Raw genomic sequence first — 17,128 nt, 5'->3', positions numbered from 1 at the left:
CTCTCAACAAAACAAACCATGTTCAAACCATTCTCCCGTTGCAGTGCGAAACACCCAACACAGCTGCCCTTGTTTATTGCGTGCAACAAAGTAATCGCGCTGTATGGGAGCTTTGTCCCACCATCCCCCGCTGATACGCTCAGGCCCTGCAAGCGTGTCTGGGCGCGAAAGCAATGGACGTGGAGTGACATGCAGTAATGAGGGGCGAGGAGGAAGGTGAGAAGGTAATGTTTGCGCACACGGTTGTAAGGGGTTTTGGCGACGAAATGCGCGCTCAGGTCGATGATCATTTTCTAGCGTTAAACTGTATACCGCCTGTTTTCCGGCTTTGGCCTGCATCAGGCTGATCAGCTCCCCTGGTGTAAGCTGTCCGCGTTTTCCTGCAAAGAGATCCTGTGTGGGGGATTGCTTGGGGAGCAAAGTGCTGGCATCAAGGCGAATATGCGTGACGGGCGCATCGAGCTTTAGCTTTTCCAGGTGCAGTTGCAGCAGAGGCATCCAACGGCTTGCTGCTGATTCAGGTGTGGCTGCCGAGAGAGTGATTACCTTATCATCGTCATATTCACGCTGCCTGAAAGTAAGCGTGATATTGGGTACAACAGCCTCCCTTGCGAAAAGGAATTTCTCCATTTCCCTTAACATGCGCTGAAGTGGAAAGCTGAGGGTTTGGTTGTTGGCAATCTCATGCAGAAGCTCGAGCGATTGATGAAAATATTCCGGAGGTGAAAAGAACGCCTGCTGTGCAATGTGGCTCTGTGTCAGGGCGCGAAGTTGCGCAGAAAAGGTTTTCCCAAAGCGTTGGCCGAGAGAAGCAATAGGCAAATTAAACAACTGTTTGGCGTGGCGGATCCCCATTCGTTCTAGTTGAACTGCTTGCTTGTGGGTGAATCCTAATTGATGCACGCTCAGGGTTGTTAATGCACTTTCTGTGATTTCTTTGGTGAGAAAGCCTTTGTCAGCGCTTGCTTGTGCCAGATATCTTGCCGCTTCAGGGTAAGGGCTTAACGCAAAATGGAAGGTGATTTGCTCGTTCTTTAAGACGGGCAATAATGCCTGCCAGTAATGATCGAGCGAACCATAAAGCTTGAGCATCGGACTCACTTTCATCAATAACCCATTGGGCTTATAAAGCACAATGTCTGCGTTGACGTGATAAATCAAAGCTGCCAGTTGCAATAGGCGTTCAGCTTCTTGTTTTTCATCGTAATCCATCACATGAAGCCCATGGCAAAGTGCACTCGCGGTACCCAAATCGTTGCTAGGAACAATGCCATGTTCGCGGGCTGCAAGATTTGCCTGACACACTTCACCGTTAGTGCGAGAAAGCACAATCAGGGGTGACTCAGAGCCGTTATCACGTTCTATGGTATTGAGCAGCAATGCAGGAAAATACAAATAGAGCCACAGCATCAGCGAAACAGTGGAACGACATTGATGCAGGCAGTGTCAGAGTCATGTCGATAGTGATGGTGAGAATAGGTGCTGTAAATGGCTGGAAGTGACAATGAGAAGGGTGGAACTGGAAGCCCGCGACGTTTAACCACGTTGATCGTGAGTCCATCTGCGGATGGTGTGACGGACAATCGACAGCTGACAGGCAAGCCTTGGGTACTTTTTTGGTGCGTGAACATAAACAGCAAACAATCGTTCTCAGCGGCTGCCAATTGCAAGCGCCTTGCTTGCGTAACCGACAATGATTTTCCCCACAAGACAGCTGTGCGACAACAACCACTTTTTAGTGCTTGTTCGACACACCACAATGTTGATGGTAAAGACGCATCCAAGATAATCACTTTGTCCAAATCGAGGTCAGCTTGGCAAAGTGCAAGGGGGTTGAGTTCTCCTGGAGGCGTAGCAAACAAGATGAGTTCACTGTCTTTCATTCCACGTGAGATGGCAGGTAAAGCCAATCTCAGTTCACCAATGCCAAAGCAAGGGAGCTGCAGTTCAACCACGCCAGATTCAGGCCAACCACCATCGAGCTTTTCATCAATAATGGCATGGCCACTGGGTCGGCAATGTGTGTTGGGTTGGTAGAGGCGATTCGCCGTCCAGATCCCAGAATGCAGAGCAAGAATGTTATCAAGCATAATCAATAATACTGTATATATGTACAGTATTATTCTAGGGGGATCTTAATGAGAGAGCAAGTGTGATTTACTGCATTTCTGTCTGTGTCAATCGAGATAGTCGCAGGCTGAAATCGTCGCAAGCGGGTCAAGAAACGCATATACTCGCAGGGATTAAGACAATAATAAACGTAGAGAAAAGCATGAAAAAATGGCTACCATTTTTTGTTCCATTTTTGCTCTCAGCTTGTGTGACTACGGCAGAGCCAGAAAGTGAAAATATTAATGTTTTGTGGGGTGACGCACTTGAAATGACCGATTGCGAAGATAAGGGTGTGGTCGTTGGCTCTCAGGGGCATTGGTATGATTTTTGGTTGATTGGTGACGGTGTGTTAACGGAAGGAGCGGTGAACCAATTACGTAATAAGGCCTTAAAACGGGGAGCAGATACGATTTTGCTTTATTCCCCGAAGCCGTTTTCTACGTCAGTGACCTTTTTGGCAAAGGCGTATATTTGTCATCCATAAAGCCACATCACGAAAATGAGTAGTGAACAAAATGCAGCCAGTGTTTCTAGGTGGGGCAACCATCGTTTTATTTCTTGAGATATCGAGTGGTCTTCCACCTTGCCGTCTATCCCCTGACGGGTCCAGCGCTGAATATTGGGGTGGAAAAACAGGTAGACCTTGACCAAGGAACCAATCAGTTGTTCGTACCACAATAGGGGGACGAATATAGGATGGAACTGTCCTGACTGTATCGAGATAAGAAGCACATTTGCACTTCGTGTGGCGACGACCCAAAACAGGTAAGCAATAACCACTTTGGCGCCCATATAGGTTGCTACGACCAATGCCAATGCTGGCCCTATCAAGGTTGTCCACATGCTAATACGTTGATCAAGCAAGCAAATCCACAGAAACCACCCCGCTTTTTTGGGGCCAAGCTGTATTGCGCGAATGTTACTTCTCAGCATATTACCGTACCAACGTGTCATCAATGACAAGCTAGTTTTGACGAAGCTACCTGATGGAGCATCTTCTAAACAGGTGACAGCAACATCTGGGAGATAGAGCATTTTCCAACGTTCTTTTAAGACAAAGAACCAAGTACTCTTATCATCGCCAGTTAACATGCGTATACGACCATAACGCCAGTGTTTAACATGGTCATATCGAAGGCTATCAATAAAATCGGGGGATAAAGCCAGAGATGCGCGGTATGCAGAAAAGCGACCTGTTAACACCAGTACACGGTAAGTCAGGCTTAGGGAACTCATATAAAAGTGTCGTTGTGCCATGCGCTGACGGTACCATTGACGCGTTAGAGAGTTCCCTTTCACTATCGGTTTATTGTGCGTTGTTAATGCACCTAGATCGTGATAACGCATTAAAAAACCAGACACTTTAGTCAAAATACCTTCGGGTAACACCGTATCGCCATCCATTAAAATTAAGACGCTGTCTTTTGATACTGGACGTTCCTCTGCGAGTAAAGTGAGTGCATCAGCCATGGTATTGCGTTTACCTGTGCCATCCTGATCGATAATGTAGAGGCTGACCGGAACACGTTGCTTGAGTTTATCGAACTGAGATTCGATGATGTTGATGTCAGCTTCATCGGTCACACATGCGACAGCGCGACATGCAACGCCAAAGTTTCCAATTTCGTCAATCAGCGCTTTAAATACCGGTGCACTGATCTCTGGCGTGGTGCGATAACAAGGGATTACCACGAGAATTTCGCTCGGCTTTTGTGTCATTTCCGCCAAGCTAGATAACGCAGGGTAGCGCACATACTGATAATAAAGCCCGCGAATAAGGTGAATACTTTTCCAGCCATAGCGCCAGGTACCAATAATGCCAAGTGTGTAAAGTACTTCGGGTTGTATTTGATCGGTCGGTAAGATGGTATAGAGCGCCCATAATCCCAAGAGGAAAGCGCCAAAGAACAACCACCATAAGATCGTGACATGACTGGGGTCATCACGGTGGAAGTTCTTAACAACCAACTTGTCGACATTCATAGATTAAACCAATGTTTGAAGATGTCTTTCCAGCTCACTGTTGCAATCACAGTCGCGGGCTCGTTAACGATAGAGTCGCGGTCTGAATCTGAGGGCAACACTTTAATCAAGGTGTACTGTTGCAACCTGGGTAGAGTCTTAGGTAAGCCGCTTAGTGACTCACCTTCTTCATTATAAATATCGCTGTTTGATGCACTGTAGTATTGAATATGGTCGATAGTGCCCACTAACTTCTCATCTCGACTCGCGAGTCGATATTCTACGGGCATGCCAATATGCAGAAGTTCTGCACCTTCAAGAGGCATCAGTGCCAAAATAGATCGCGCGGTACGGTTTTGTTGAGCGACAGGAGACAGTTCAAATATCGAGGTGCCTGTTTGAACGACCTGACCGTCAGAGGCATTGATGGTCACGATATAGCAATTACAAGGAGCGTAAGCAAGACCACGGGTTTTGAGCCTTTCGATCTCTTCGAGTACTCTGTCTTTCTTAATCACTAACATGTCGAGCTTACTTTGTACTTCAAAGGGAGAGTTCAAGCTGCCTTGTGCTTCTCGTGGGGGAACCCCAATCAATATCTGATCAAGCTGGGATTCGATTTCTTCAATTTGAGTATCCATCGAAAGCAGAGCCCGCTTAATTTCGAATACCTCGATACGCTCAAGCTCACGAGAAATAGTATCGACAGTGCCTCTTTTCACACCATTTGCATAAAGCGATAAAATTCGCTCGCGCGTTGATAGCTCTTGTTCGAGTAATTTTCGCTTGTCCGTCATGACTTGAAGTTCGGTGAAAAGGCGGGAATTGTAACGAGCGACAGACTCCTTGCTTTGACGCAGCAGTGTTTGCAGATAATTGATTTCACTGTTGATGCCACTGAGCACCTGCGTGTCTTTGGCGAGAAGGTCTGTGCCCTCTTCTGTAAATACGGTAAACAGAAGTTCCCCTTTCTCAACCAGCTGGCCGGGTTTGTAGTCACCGAGCCTAAGTACACCATTGTTGTAGCTGCGTTGAGTGAGCACAGGCTGACTAACCGCCGCATGCGCGGAAGCGATGGACAAGATACGAGACTGGATCATTAGTGCTGCAGTGATAACCAAGGCGACAGACACCAAGGCGACAATGGCAAAACGCCACCAGTTTTGCTGCATGCGCTTTACTTCTTCTTCATGAAGCTGCGCTTTCACACCGTAAGAGGTTACGCTCTCCAGAGAGATGGTTTCGCCCGTCAGGTAGGTATCAACAATGCTTTGTAGCGTTTTTTGGTGACCGGAGTTGAGAGAGTAGAATTGGCAGCCCAGCGCGTAGCCATTTTCGCTAGCTCGCATCACCTCGAATTGAACAGGTGTAGAGAAACGCCCAACCGGAAGCTCGAAACAGAGATGTCCGTGGTGCTTATCTCCTTTCTTACCGGCATATTTTTCATCGCCAATCGAAAAACCACCAACACTCCATTCTTTCGTCGGATAGAGAATGCCATCAATTTCGATTTGTGCGGAAAATTCGATTCGTGGAAACTTTCGAGCACCGGATCGGGACTGAAAAGTATGAATCGAACCTGTGCTAATCGCTGCTACTCCCATAATGCCTCCAGACATAATGACTTCTGATTCGTAAATGCAATAGTCACGCCAAGAGTGCACCCATTTATGTTGTAAGATTTAATTCTCACTTTTGATATTAATAATGAGTATATAAGTAAATGGGCATTTCCACCTGAATTGTCGCGGAAAACGTAGCATGTAGGCTGGTCGTGATCGTTTCTCGTGAACATTGGCGATAAAACACGCGCTAGCAATCACCCAAAGGAGATGGGGGGAGGCTTCACGTGTAAAGCGTCGCAAGCTGCAAATTGCTAGGTATTGAGGTGAGGTTTTCGCAAAATGACTTTAAAAAAGAAACAGAAACAAAAAAGGAGCATCACGCTCCTTCAATGTTTTTTATTGAGTTTTTATCTCTGAGCATACAATCAGAGTTTTGATGCGCGTTCGATGTGAAACAGATGAATTTCATGCAGTATGCGCTCAGAGATGATTTCAGAAATGATGCCATCAAAACGTGTTTGTAGTGCTTGCACTGAAGGTATCATTTGCAGCACGCCTTCTTCATTTTCTGGGGTGATTTCTACATCTAATTCCAAATCACAATCTAATGTCGCGATAAAGGGCTTCATCCTTTCAAGAATACAGTTCACCATATATTCATTTGAGCTCAGATGAAAAAGTTCATCGCGGATCAGGTCTGTCAATGCGCATGGCTCCGGCGCAAGTGGCACATTTTCGGTTGGAAAATGGATAACAGTCGGCATAGCGTACTCTCTAAAAATCTTGAATTTATTGAAATTATGTTTTTATTATTTGTAGTAAAATTAATTAAAAAATGCCTATTTGCCTAGGCTTAGCTGAAGATAGTGGAGCTTAGTTAGCAATCTTTAAAAAAAGGACTCAAAAAGCAACCTTTTCAAGGTTGCATAATTTCTGATGTTCTACTAGGGCTTTGATTCGCGCATCTTTTGGCACAATAAATCAGATTTTCTTTGTGATTTCTCAAGTAAATATTCCGGTAACTCATTGTTTTCGAAATCATATTGTTCGATGTCTTTACAGAGGCTACCAAAATCAACTGCACCAACCATTAACGCTGCGCCCTTCATTTTGTGAGCGATTTTTTTCACTTCAGTGTATTGACCGCCATTCCATGACTTTTCTAACGCTGCCATGTCTTTCTCTTGGGATTCCAAATAGCGGTCGATTAACATGCCGATCCGCGCTGGATCATCGCCTGTTGTATCTTTTAGCGTGGTTAAATCAAATAGCGGAGGGGCGTCTTCTTTTTGCGCCGTCACTGTCGAGACGTGCACCTCTTTCACGTTAAGTAATGATTGGCTTGTGGATAGCTTTGAGGTGGTCGCCATCTTGTCTGATAGGGTCATGCCTCCTCCATCAATAGCGACATTGGCTTGCCCGTCACTGACTTCGCTACCAGGCTCTTCAATCGCAGGCATCAGGCTGTTAATCATTGAAATTAAGGTTTGCTGTTTGAACGGCTTCGATATGTATTCGGTCATGCCTTCTTCTAAGCATCGCTCTTTGTCTCCGACCAGTGCATTTGCAGTCATTGCAATGATAGGCACGGGGGGCAGGTGATGCTCTGCTTCTAATTGACGTATTTTTCGCGTCGCTTCATAACCATCCATGACAGGCATCTGACAATCCATAAAGACCATGTCATAGCGGCTAGCCATGAAACGATCGAAGGCAATCGCTCCGTTATCAGCAATGGTTGTGTTGCACCCAAGATTTTTAAGTACCGTCTTAATCAATTCCTGATTAACAGGATGGTCTTCCGCTACCAAAATTGAGAGACCTGTTCTCAGTAGGGCATCATCTGGACGGCTCAAAGCTCGTTCTCGATGCGTTATATGACGATAGATGTCGTCGCGTTGATACCCTTGTTCGTCAAGAGACAGGATGCTCTCTAATGCATGGGTGATGTTGAAAATATTGAATGGGGCCGTGATAGCCGCTGAAATGGACAACTTCTCTTGGGTTATTAATCCCTTGATGTCGGCCAAATAAAGGATGTGTTTGGTTTGACTTGTTGATGTCAGTGATTCTCTAAGCGCATCAATTGAAATGGTGTGGTCAATAATTGTCACACTAAAGCCCGTTGATTGTTCTAGGGCGCGTATTGCTGTGTTTTCATCACGAGCAATGACGGTGTGTGTGTCATGAAAGTGGAGATATTTTTGGATGTTAGTGATTTGACTGACACAGCGAGACACCAAAAGTACGTTGCTTTGCTTTATTCGCTCAGAAGGAATCAGAGTGACTTGTTTAGTGTCAGGAATGCTGACTGTCAGGTGTGTGGTGAAGGCAGAACCTCGACCGATCTCGCTTTTAGCGCTGATTTTTCCACCAAGTAGATCGACAAATTTGCTGCAAATAGGTAGCCCAAGCCCTGTTCCCTGATAGCGTCGTTTACTGGAGTTGTCAATTTGGGAAAAGTTATCGAACACCTTGCTGAGGTTGTCCTGTTTAATACCAATACCGGTGTCTGTCACTGTGATTTCAATATCGCAATGATTGGCAGAGCGGTGCAGTTGAACGATGGAAATATCGACGAAGCCAGTATCGGTGAATTTAGCAGCATTACCAGCAATATTGACCAATATCTGTCGGAGTTTGCCAAAATCTGATGTGATTTCGGCGGGTAATTCAGGGTCGGTAAACGACGTAAAGCTGACTCTATCTTTCACTCTAGGAGCAACGATGTTGGTCACGTTTTCCATCAATTCATTGACTGAAAAAGACTCCTCTCTGAGCGTCATTTTTCCTGCTTCGATTTTAGACAGGTCGAGGACATCATTGATGATATCGAGCAGCGCATTCGCAGAGATAGAAATGGTGTCGTTGTAATGACGTTGTTCGTAAGATAATTGCGTATGTTCGAGTACCTCTGACATACCAATGATGCCATTGATAGGCGTGCGTATTTCATGGCTCATCATGGCAAGGAAGTTTGACTTTGCCTCATTGGCTTGTTCCGCTTCTTCCTTAGTTTTTATCAGCGCGTCATTCACTTCTTGATTAAGCTGAGTTTGCTTGTCTGAATAAAACATACTGCAAATGCTTTTAACCACTGGGGCTATCCAGTTGATTTGCTCGTCTGAATACGGCTGTTCTCGCCCCGCGAGAACGATGACGCCAATTGCTTCACCTTTTGTGATCAAAGGAAGTAGCGCGTAGTGGGTGAAAAAGTTCTGGATATCGCTTTCATCATGCTTTTGCAGTGAAGAGTATTCAGTGCGCCTAAGGTTGATGGCGGACTGTGCAATGGGAATGAGATGCGTTGGGAGCGTATCAAATGTTTCGGCGAGACCAACAGTTTGATGTTTGAATAACAGGGTTTGACGGCCATTTTTGACTTCTAACATGGCCGTCATTTGACTTTCGGTGAACGTCGCGAGAACGACTAACGCTTTTTTGAAAGATCGTTCCGAATTCCCCGTTGTCATGTACATATCTTGTACGGTGTTGAAGACGGAGTATAAGGCATTGCTTCGGCTCAGTTTTGCTTCAACATTAGATTGCTGCGTGATATCTCGAATGTTTACCACAACGTAATAGCTGTCGCCTATATGCTGCTTGTTGGCTTTAATATTCAAGTAGACCGCATCTGAGTCTTGACCTTGTTGTTGAATTTTACTGAATTCCCCTTGCTCTAATGCGCGTTCTTTTGCATCTTTTAGTACTTCGATCAGCACGGTGTTATTGTTGGTTTTTAGATCATGTAAAAGCACATTACGTGGCATGTTCTCTGGTAGACCGATGAGTGTTTTCGCGCATTCATTAACGGAAACGGTATGACCGAACTCATCTAGCACAATGACGCCATCAGCGTAATTACGAAGAATGGATTCCAAGTAACTTTGGCTGAAACCAATTTTTAGGACAGATTTGGCGTGTCGCCATAAAAATATGGCAAACGCGAGAGAGACGACCAGAAATGCGAACGCTAAATATGTGCGCGTATAGGCAACCACACTAAGGGCTTTATCGGCGCTAAATTCAATCACCAGCCCCACAGGGTAGGTGGTGTGCCATTGCCAAATACCAATAGACTGATCGGGCAAATGACCATTGAACCCAGATGTATTCAACATGAACGTGTTTGAAACCGTTTCTAATAAGTCTAATGGGGTGGGAACGTCACTGGGTTGAGGCGAAGATTCGAGAGTTGAGGGCAGTGAAAAAGTATCGTTAGGTGAAGAGACGACCTTCCCCAGTTTGTTGACGGCGAATGCCAAACGTGTCGGTGCGGTTTCTTGAGTGACAAACAACTTGTCGAAGTCATGTGTGTCTCGTATCACCAACAGTATCGGTGATGTGCTTTGGCTTTCATCTTTCGACAACACGGCTCCCATTGTGATAGAGGCTGTTTTAGTGCCATTCGGTGATTCTGGGGCTGATATAAATGTTTTTTGGGATTGAATAGAATTTGCATGACGCTTGTAGGCTTGCGTCATCAGAGCGAGGTTTTCAGATTTCAGGCTTAAAACTAACTCTCCCTTTGGCGAAAACACAGCAACATTATCAAATTGAAAACTGTCTGCATAAAGCTCAAAGGCGGTGTATATAGAATCCGTACTATGCAGTTCTCTGCCGTCATAGACGCCACTTTCCGACAGTATTCTCTTTACTTGTTTATCATGAGCGATGATTTGTAATTCTCTCTGTCTATGCTCCTGCCAATCTCTGACCGCTCCATTCAAACTGGCTATTTCAGCCTGTAAGAAGTAATTCATTTTCAACTCAGTATCTTGATAGATAGCACGGAAAAACCACAGAAAGGTTAGCAATAAGAGAATGATCACCGCACTGCCACTTAAAAAAAGCTGGGCTAAAGTGTGGCGAGATTCAGGGCTGGAAAGAAGCAGATGTTTACGCATTGGGTTCTCGTTATCATTCACCAGAGAAAATGGACCTGTATTTCGTGTCTTCTTGAATCACATGCTTTACCCACCAAAAGCGCAGAAATTTGAAAAAATCAGTTTTATAAAAGCTTGGATCTGCTTGGCATTTCAGTACCACGAAGTCGGCTTGTTTCACCAGCCTTAAATGGATGTCTCGGTGGATTTTTAAACGCGCATAGCCATGTTCTTCAAGCAAGGCTTCTTCACGAAAAATATGCTGTTTCACATAGTGCTGAAAACGATTGGATACGCCTTCAAAAGCTTGGTCTTCTCTATGTTCAAGAATGAGATCGTAGGTATCATTGATGATATTGAGTAGTTCTTTGTTGCTTGTATCTAACTCTTCGTTGTCGACGGTGAACCGATCTTGCCATTTGATGAATTTATTGCGGTCATCGGGCTTTGTCACTTCCGTGTTTTGTGCATACTGCAGTGGGTTTTGAACAGATGATGGGGGAGGCGTTTTGGCTTTCTCTCCATGCAAAAGCATGTCGAATTCTCTTAGGTCCTCGTCATTAAAGGCCACCGTTCCATTGACTTGGAACGCTGTCGATTTCGCGGGGTCTTGTTGGTACATCGAGAAATAATGCTCAATGGTTTTTTTAGGTTTGGCTTGTTGAGAAAGCTGGGTAATGCGATCTTGCAATGACTTTCGGTTGACCGGCTTGACCAGGAAAGCATCAACATCAAATGCGATACATTGTGCGATGACTTGTTCGGACGCATTCGCGGTGAGAATGATGATCGGAATGTCATGAGGTAGCCCATACCTTCCGCTGCGAATCAGGCGCAACATTTCGAGCCCATCAATAGGCTCCATTTGTAAGTCAGTAATGATTAACGAAGGACGATGATGATAAAGCTTAGAGATCGCATCTGCGCCATCAACCGCGGTAATCGACTCTTTAAAGCCGAGCGATTTGGCCATGATAGCAATCGTTTCACGAATCATTTCATGATCATCAACGACCAAGCATTTCTCTAACATCCAGACTCTCCAATGACTTACAAACCCCTATTTAAGAGATAGTCTATATTGCTGATTTTTCAACAAAAGAGACGCTTGTATCACGAATGAAATTTAGGTGTCAGAGATAGATCCCGTTCTTGTGAAATTATCGAATAAACCAAAAGAAAATCATTGAGATCAGAACGGTAGATAAAGTGCCTAATCGCAGCAGGCTAAGAGCACATACAAAGATACCTGCAATCAAGAAAGGGTTTTGAACAGAAATATCCAATTCACCCTGAGGGAAAACCAAAAATGGAACAGCGAGAGCGGTTAGTACTGCAGGCGCACTGAACTTCAATATACGCTGCATCACAGGCGTGACTCGAAATGGAATACTCTTAGCAAGGAAGAAATAACGCACAGAAAAAGTGATGCATGCCATGCCGAGAATCATGAGCCATGTGTTCATTATTTATCCTCCTTGTTGGCGTTTTTTATGGGAGTCAGACTTTCGCAGAAAAACCCCGCAATCATGCCAATAAGAGCCGCGGCGATCAGTGCGTTACTCATACCCGCCAGCGTCAATAACACCATGGCAACAGCAGAGACAATCACGCTGACGAGAATAGGCAGTTCTTTGATGGTAGGGATAACCAACGCAATGAAGGTGGCGGCGATGGCGAACTCAAGGCCAAGCTCTTCGATGTTGTCAAACTGCGTACCGCCAAGTACACCAACCAAAGTGGCAAGGTTCCAGCACAGATAAAAGAAAGTGCCCGTGATCAATGCATAATGACGATCAAAGTGGCCGGTACGCTCAGTGTGAGCTGCGCTAACAGCATACATTTCATCGGTGAGAACAAAGCCCAATGCCAACCGCCATCGCAATGGCAGGATACGGATATGCTGACGCAAGTTAACCGAGTACAGCAGGTGCCGTGCACTAATCACAAAAGTCGTGCCAAATAAGGTACTGGCGGGTGCCCCCGCAGCCATCATGGCGACGCCCGAAAGCTGTGCTGCACCAGCGAAAACGAACAACGACATGGCTTGTGCCTGAAAGGGGGTAAATCCAGCCTGAATACCCAGTGAACCACAAAGCACGCCCCATGGAAGTACGGCAAGACTAAGAGGAAGCATATCAGCACAAGGGTTGAGCCAAGAACGGGTGTTAGGGCGAGACACGGGAGATTCCTTTTGCATGTTTTAATCTTTTGTTATGACGACATGTCAGCCGTTGTATCAATGCGAGGTTTTGAAAGCTTGCATGAAATTGCGCGCTGATATTGTTTGGGTGTGACACCGATGGCGCGTCTGAAATGGCGATGCAAGTGGCTTTGGTCGTGAAACCCACTGGCGATAGCGCAATCAACGAGAGAGAGGCCATTTTTCAACATCGATTGCGCGAGACGAATACGCTGTTGTATTTGATACGCATGAGGCGGAAGCCCAAAGCGAGCCTTGAACTGGCGAACAAGATGATACGGGCTGATACCGGATAGAACACTTAAGGTGTCAAGATTTACAGTGTCAGTGACATGCTGATGGAGATACTCTCTAACAACATCCAACTGTGGTCCAATTTTCGCGATATCAACGGGTTGCTGAGGATGCTTATTGAAACGACAGGTTAACGTTAGCAGTAAGTGGTGTGTGAAGGTTTCCGTGAGTAAGGTGTCTTCATTGTTTCGCAGCAAGGCAAAAAGTGTCAGGAGTTGGTTCGCCAGTTTCGGGTCTTGTTCTACCGCAAAAGGGAAATAGGGGACATCTGATGCCAGCCCAAGATCTTTTGTCACTGCTTGAAACTGCGCGTTAGTGGGATACATAGCTTCATAGGCCCAGCCGCCTTCACTGGCAGAATGGCCATCATGAATTTGGTCCGCATTGACCATGATAATGCTACTTGTTGGCGCAACGTGATAGCTGCCATTTCGCCAAAAACGCTGCGCGCCATGGCGGATCACACCGACTGTATAACCTTCATGTGTATGGCGTGAAAACGCCTGCTTTTCATACGTTGCTTGCAGGAGTTCTAGCCCACCAAGCAAAGGAGAAGCATCAAATTTTGCATGTTCCATTGCAGACCTTCATTGCCTTAGCCGCTTAGTATAGGGCAAAACAGGGATGAAAATTTGTACGAAATTGCGGGAATTGGTCACATGAAAGAGGGAAAACGAAGAAAGGACGCCCGAAAGCGTCCTTTTAAATTCTCTGCGGGTAGAAAAATTATGCTTTTTCTACGTTTGCAGCCTGTGGGCCTTTTTGGCCTTGCTCGATTTCAAATGTTACTTGCTGGCCTTCAGCCAGCGTTTTGAAACCGTCGCCAGTGATAGCACGGAAGTGAACGAATACGTCTGGGCCATTTTCCTGTTGAATGAAACCAAAACCTTTTTCTTCGTTAAACCACTTCACAGTACCGGTAGATTTAGACATGTTGTCTCCTGAATATATTTCTATCTGTTACTTTGCAAATAAGTATGTGGACCTACTAATGAATCTTTTATGGTGACAAATTTAACGAATATCTTCAGGACAACTTACTTATGCGAAGGTAGTGTGTAACGAAGTGAGTATTCAATTGCAGCATAAAACGCTCTATTAACCAGGCCGAACAATATTACTGCGGAGAAACCGACGGTAAACCATTTGTCGGTTGGCTCTGCATTACCTTGTGCGTTTTGTCACCTAAATCGCTGTATAGAGAACGACCCAAACGACATTGTGCACTTAGTAAAAATAGTCGGAAATTAGAGAAAAGAAAGTGAGTTATATCTCGAAATATGAAAAAAAATCTTTATTTAAGCTATTAATCAAGTGGTTATGGCAAAATCTGGTTTTGTATTTATATCGTAAATTCAACACCTTTAGTCACTGATTATCAGGTATGTTAAGTTTTGATTGGTGTTGAGCTGTACTAATTTTTTGAAAGGACTTGATATGATTCGAGTCTCTGCAAGCAAAACTACAGCCTGTTTGGGTTCATATTTGTCGCTTTGTGCGCGTGGAGTAACACAGTGAAAATTGGGATAGATTTAGGTGGTACCAAGATTGAGGTGATGGCTATCACTGAGAGTGGTGAAGAAGTTTTTCGCAAACGTGTTCCAACGCCTCAGCATGACTATCAGGCAACGTTACGAGCAATAAAAGGTTTAGTCGATGACGCAGAAAAAGCCGTCGGTAAAACCTGTAGCGTTGGCTTGGGAATACCGGGTACCTTATCCCCGGTATCTGGCTTGGTGAAGAATGCCAACTCAGTGTGGCTAAATGGTCAGCCTCTCGACAAAGATCTTGGGCAATTACTCAACCGGGAAGTTCGTATTGCCAACGATGCTAACTGTTTAGCGGTGTCAGAAGCGGTCGATGGGTCTGGCGCAGGAAAACACATGGTTTTCGGTGTGATCATTGGTACGGGTTGTGGTGGGGGTATCGCGATCGATGGTCATGTTCACGCAGGTGGAAATGGTGTGGCTGGTGAATGGGGACACAATCCCTTGCCTTGGCAGAGTGAAACCGACACTAAGCACGCCGAAGACATTCCGTGCTATTGCGGCAAACCAGGTTGCTTAGAAGTGTTTATTTCAGGGACTGGCTTTTGGAAAGACTTTGAACTGACAACAAACCAAACACTTCGTGGCCCTGAAATTATTCAAATGGCTGAAAAAGGCGATGCGGACGCCGAAGCCTGTATTCAACGCTATGAAGATCGATTGGCCCGCGCGTTGGCATCTGTTGTCAATGTGATTGACCCAGACGTAATTGTTTTGGGTGGCGGTATGTCTAACGTCGAGCGCCTTTACACCAATGTCCCTAAGCGAATGGCGAAATGGGTGCTGGGTGGCGAATGCGCGACACCCGTGGTGAAAGCCAAATATGGCGACTCAAGTGGTGTGCGTGGCGCAGCGTGGCTTTGGTAAGCCCTCTCATTGTGAACCAACGAGTCACTAGAAGGTAAGGTAATCCATCACCTTACCTTTTTCTTCTTTTCTTTTAGATTCACGTTTATTCACCGCACATTCTCTAGCCAAGAAATTCTTTCCGTTAATAATCCTAGTCCAGTCCCAATTTCCATCCTTTGATGCATTTTTAGTCAGCGCCTTTCGTTATGATGGGCCAAGATTTCAAATAGTTAAGGGAACAAGAATGGATTTTATTGCGCTGTTACCAGCACTGCTAAATACGTGGGTCATTTTGGCCATTTTGGTGGTCATCTTCTTGCGTTCAGCAGTGAAGTTTGTGCCGCAAAACACGGCTTATGTTATTGAACGATTTGGTAAATATCACAAAACAATGGAAGCGGGCTTGAACATCCTTGTTCCGTTTATCGACCGCTTGGCCTACGTTCGCACATTAAAAGAGCAAGCGTTTGATGTGCCAAGCCAATCGGCAATTACTCGAGACAATATTTCATTGATTGTCGATGGTGTGCTTTATATCAAAGTTGTTGATCCCGTTAAGGCGTGTTACGGCGTAGATGACTATATTTTCTCTGTCACTCAACTGGCGCAAACCTCTATGCGTTCAGAAATTGGCCGCATGGAATTGGATAAAACGTTTGAAGAACGTGAAAGCTTAAATACTGCCATTGTCTCTGCCATCAATGAAGCGGCACTGCCTTGGGGTGTGCAAGTGTTGCGTTATGAAATTAAAGACATTGATCCGCCGCGTTCTGTTTTGGATGCGATGGAGCGCCAGATGAAAGCGGAACGTGAAAAACGTGCTGTTATTCTTGAATCGGAAGGTGCACGTCAGTCTGAAATTAACGTGGCGGAAGGTAATAAACAGGCTCGCGTATTAGCGGCAGAAGCAGAAAGATCTGAACAAATTCTGCAAGCTGAAGGTGAAGCTCAAGCGATTCTGGCTGTTGCACAAGCGCAAGCTGAGGCACTTGAAGTCATTGGTCGTACGGCGTCAACGGAAGAAGGGCAGAAAGCGATTCAATTGGATCTTGCTGTTAAAGCAATTGAAGCTAAAAAAGCCATCGCTAAGGAATCTTCAGTGGTGCTGCTTCCAGACAGTCAATCGAGCGCTGCAGGCGTTGTGGCAGAGGCAATGAGTATTATTAACACCTTGAATGCAGGCAAAAAATAATGGATTTGATGGCGTATATTCAAGACAATTTGGCTGAAGTCACTGTGATCACTGGCTTGGTGTTTTTGATCGTGGAAGTCTGGTTACTTGGGTTGTCGACCATTGTTTTGCTGGCGTTAGGGTTATCAACAATTACCACTGGTGCATTGGTGTGGTTTGGCGTTGTGCCGGCCACGTTGACAGCGGTAATTGCAGGGTCAGGCATTGGTGCTGGTGTGCTAACCGTCTTGCTGTGGTGGCCGATGAAGAACATGCAAAAAACGGTACGCCGCGAATACAATATTCACAGCGATCTGATGGGTTTGAACTTTGTTTTAGAAGCGCAGTTAGATGCAGCGAATCCGGCAACAGTGAGGTATTCCGGCGTGAATTGGAAACTTGTACTTGGCCCGAAACATCGTGATGCCATTCTGCCTTCGGGTGCTTCTGTGAAGGTGGTGGCAGTTGATGTCGGTAAGTTTACCGTCGAGCCTGTGGAAACTGCAGCCGAATAGCCATTACCATGTTCAGCCGCAATA

The 17,128-nt window shown here is 45.5% G+C and carries 15 protein-coding genes; 4 read left to right on the top strand and 11 right to left on the bottom strand.

Going from position 1 to position 17,128, the window contains the following annotated elements; all coding sequences use genetic code 11:
- Positions 1-3: 3 nt before the first annotated feature.
- Entirely contained in the window at positions 4-1,410 is a 1,407-nt protein-coding gene (locus A1OO_RS17660; protein ID WP_017003874.1) for a Y-family DNA polymerase, read from the bottom strand.
- On the bottom strand, positions 1,410-2,090 hold the full coding sequence (imuA, locus tag A1OO_RS17655) for a translesion DNA synthesis-associated protein ImuA (protein WP_017003873.1): 681 nt from the start codon (positions 2,088-2,090) through the stop codon (positions 1,410-1,412). Before imuA ends, A1OO_RS17660 begins: the two co-directional genes overlap by 1 nt.
- Before the next feature lie 182 nt (positions 2,091-2,272).
- Here imuA and A1OO_RS17650 point away from each other — a divergent pair, with 182 nt between their 5' ends.
- Positions 2,273-2,596 (top strand): DUF4156 domain-containing protein, encoded by a 324-nt coding sequence (locus tag A1OO_RS17650; RefSeq protein WP_017003872.1) that lies wholly within the window; start codon positions 2,273-2,275, stop codon positions 2,594-2,596.
- Here A1OO_RS17650 and A1OO_RS17645 read toward each other — a convergent pair.
- The 9 genes from A1OO_RS17645 to cspE all read right to left on the bottom strand — a co-directional run bounded on the left by A1OO_RS17645 (position 2,587) and on the right by cspE (position 13,955).
- The gene (locus A1OO_RS17645) at positions 2,587-4,095 is read right to left on the bottom strand and encodes a glycosyltransferase (protein WP_017003871.1); all 1,509 of its coding nucleotides are present in this window, start codon (positions 4,093-4,095) and stop codon (positions 2,587-2,589) included. The genes A1OO_RS17650 and A1OO_RS17645 overlap by 10 nt on opposite strands.
- Complete coding sequence (locus A1OO_RS17640; protein ID WP_017003870.1) at positions 4,092-5,678, bottom strand: HlyD family efflux transporter periplasmic adaptor subunit; 1,587 nt, start codon at positions 5,676-5,678, stop codon at positions 4,092-4,094. The genes A1OO_RS17645 and A1OO_RS17640 overlap by 4 nt, the downstream gene beginning before the upstream one ends.
- A 386-nt stretch (positions 5,679-6,064) precedes the next feature.
- On the bottom strand, positions 6,065-6,403 hold the full coding sequence (locus A1OO_RS17635) for a hypothetical protein (RefSeq protein ID WP_016959802.1): 339 nt from the start codon (positions 6,401-6,403) through the stop codon (positions 6,065-6,067).
- A 180-nt stretch (positions 6,404-6,583) separates the two neighbouring features.
- The gene (locus tag A1OO_RS17630; RefSeq protein WP_017003869.1) at positions 6,584-10,546 is read right to left on the bottom strand and encodes a hybrid sensor histidine kinase/response regulator; all 3,963 of its coding nucleotides are present in this window, start codon (positions 10,544-10,546) and stop codon (positions 6,584-6,586) included.
- Between the two features lie 13 nt (positions 10,547-10,559).
- The gene (locus A1OO_RS17625) at positions 10,560-11,558 is read right to left on the bottom strand and encodes a response regulator (protein WP_017003868.1); all 999 of its coding nucleotides are present in this window, start codon (positions 11,556-11,558) and stop codon (positions 10,560-10,562) included.
- Between the two features lie 127 nt (positions 11,559-11,685).
- On the bottom strand, positions 11,686-11,991 hold the full coding sequence (locus tag A1OO_RS17620) for an AzlD domain-containing protein (RefSeq protein ID WP_016959799.1): 306 nt from the start codon (positions 11,989-11,991) through the stop codon (positions 11,686-11,688).
- Complete coding sequence (locus A1OO_RS17615) at positions 11,991-12,725, bottom strand: AzlC family ABC transporter permease (protein WP_050979876.1); 735 nt, start codon at positions 12,723-12,725, stop codon at positions 11,991-11,993. The genes A1OO_RS17620 and A1OO_RS17615 overlap by 1 nt, the downstream gene beginning before the upstream one ends.
- A 14-nt stretch (positions 12,726-12,739) precedes the next feature.
- Positions 12,740-13,600 (bottom strand): AraC family transcriptional regulator, encoded by an 861-nt coding sequence (locus A1OO_RS17610; protein ID WP_017003867.1) that lies wholly within the window; start codon positions 13,598-13,600, stop codon positions 12,740-12,742.
- Positions 13,601-13,748: 148 nt separating this feature from the next.
- Positions 13,749-13,955 carry a transcription antiterminator/RNA stability regulator CspE gene (gene cspE / locus A1OO_RS17605; RefSeq protein WP_016959796.1) on the bottom strand — a complete coding sequence of 69 codons (207 nt, stop codon included), beginning with the start codon at positions 13,953-13,955 and terminating at the stop codon, positions 13,749-13,751.
- Between the two features lie 581 nt (positions 13,956-14,536).
- On the opposite strand from cspE, the gene mak reads away from it, so the two are divergent.
- From mak to A1OO_RS17590, 3 genes are all read left to right on the top strand, one after another.
- A complete protein-coding gene (gene mak / locus A1OO_RS17600) occupies positions 14,537-15,436 on the top strand; it encodes a fructokinase (RefSeq protein ID WP_016959795.1) in 900 nt (299 codons plus the stop codon).
- Between the two features lie 226 nt (positions 15,437-15,662).
- The gene (locus tag A1OO_RS17595) at positions 15,663-16,610 is read left to right on the top strand and encodes an SPFH domain-containing protein (protein ID WP_016959794.1); all 948 of its coding nucleotides are present in this window, start codon (positions 15,663-15,665) and stop codon (positions 16,608-16,610) included.
- Positions 16,610-17,104, top strand: coding sequence for an NfeD family protein (locus A1OO_RS17590; protein WP_016959793.1), 495 nt, complete (start codon positions 16,610-16,612; stop codon positions 17,102-17,104). The genes A1OO_RS17595 and A1OO_RS17590 overlap by 1 nt, the downstream gene beginning before the upstream one ends.
- The last annotated feature ends 24 nt before the right edge of the window (positions 17,105-17,128 follow it).

This window comes from Enterovibrio norvegicus FF-33 (genome assembly GCF_000286835.2).
Classification (GTDB): Bacteria; Pseudomonadota; Gammaproteobacteria; order Enterobacterales; family Vibrionaceae; genus Enterovibrio; species Enterovibrio norvegicus_A.
This window is presented reverse-complemented; position numbering and strand designations above follow the sequence as displayed.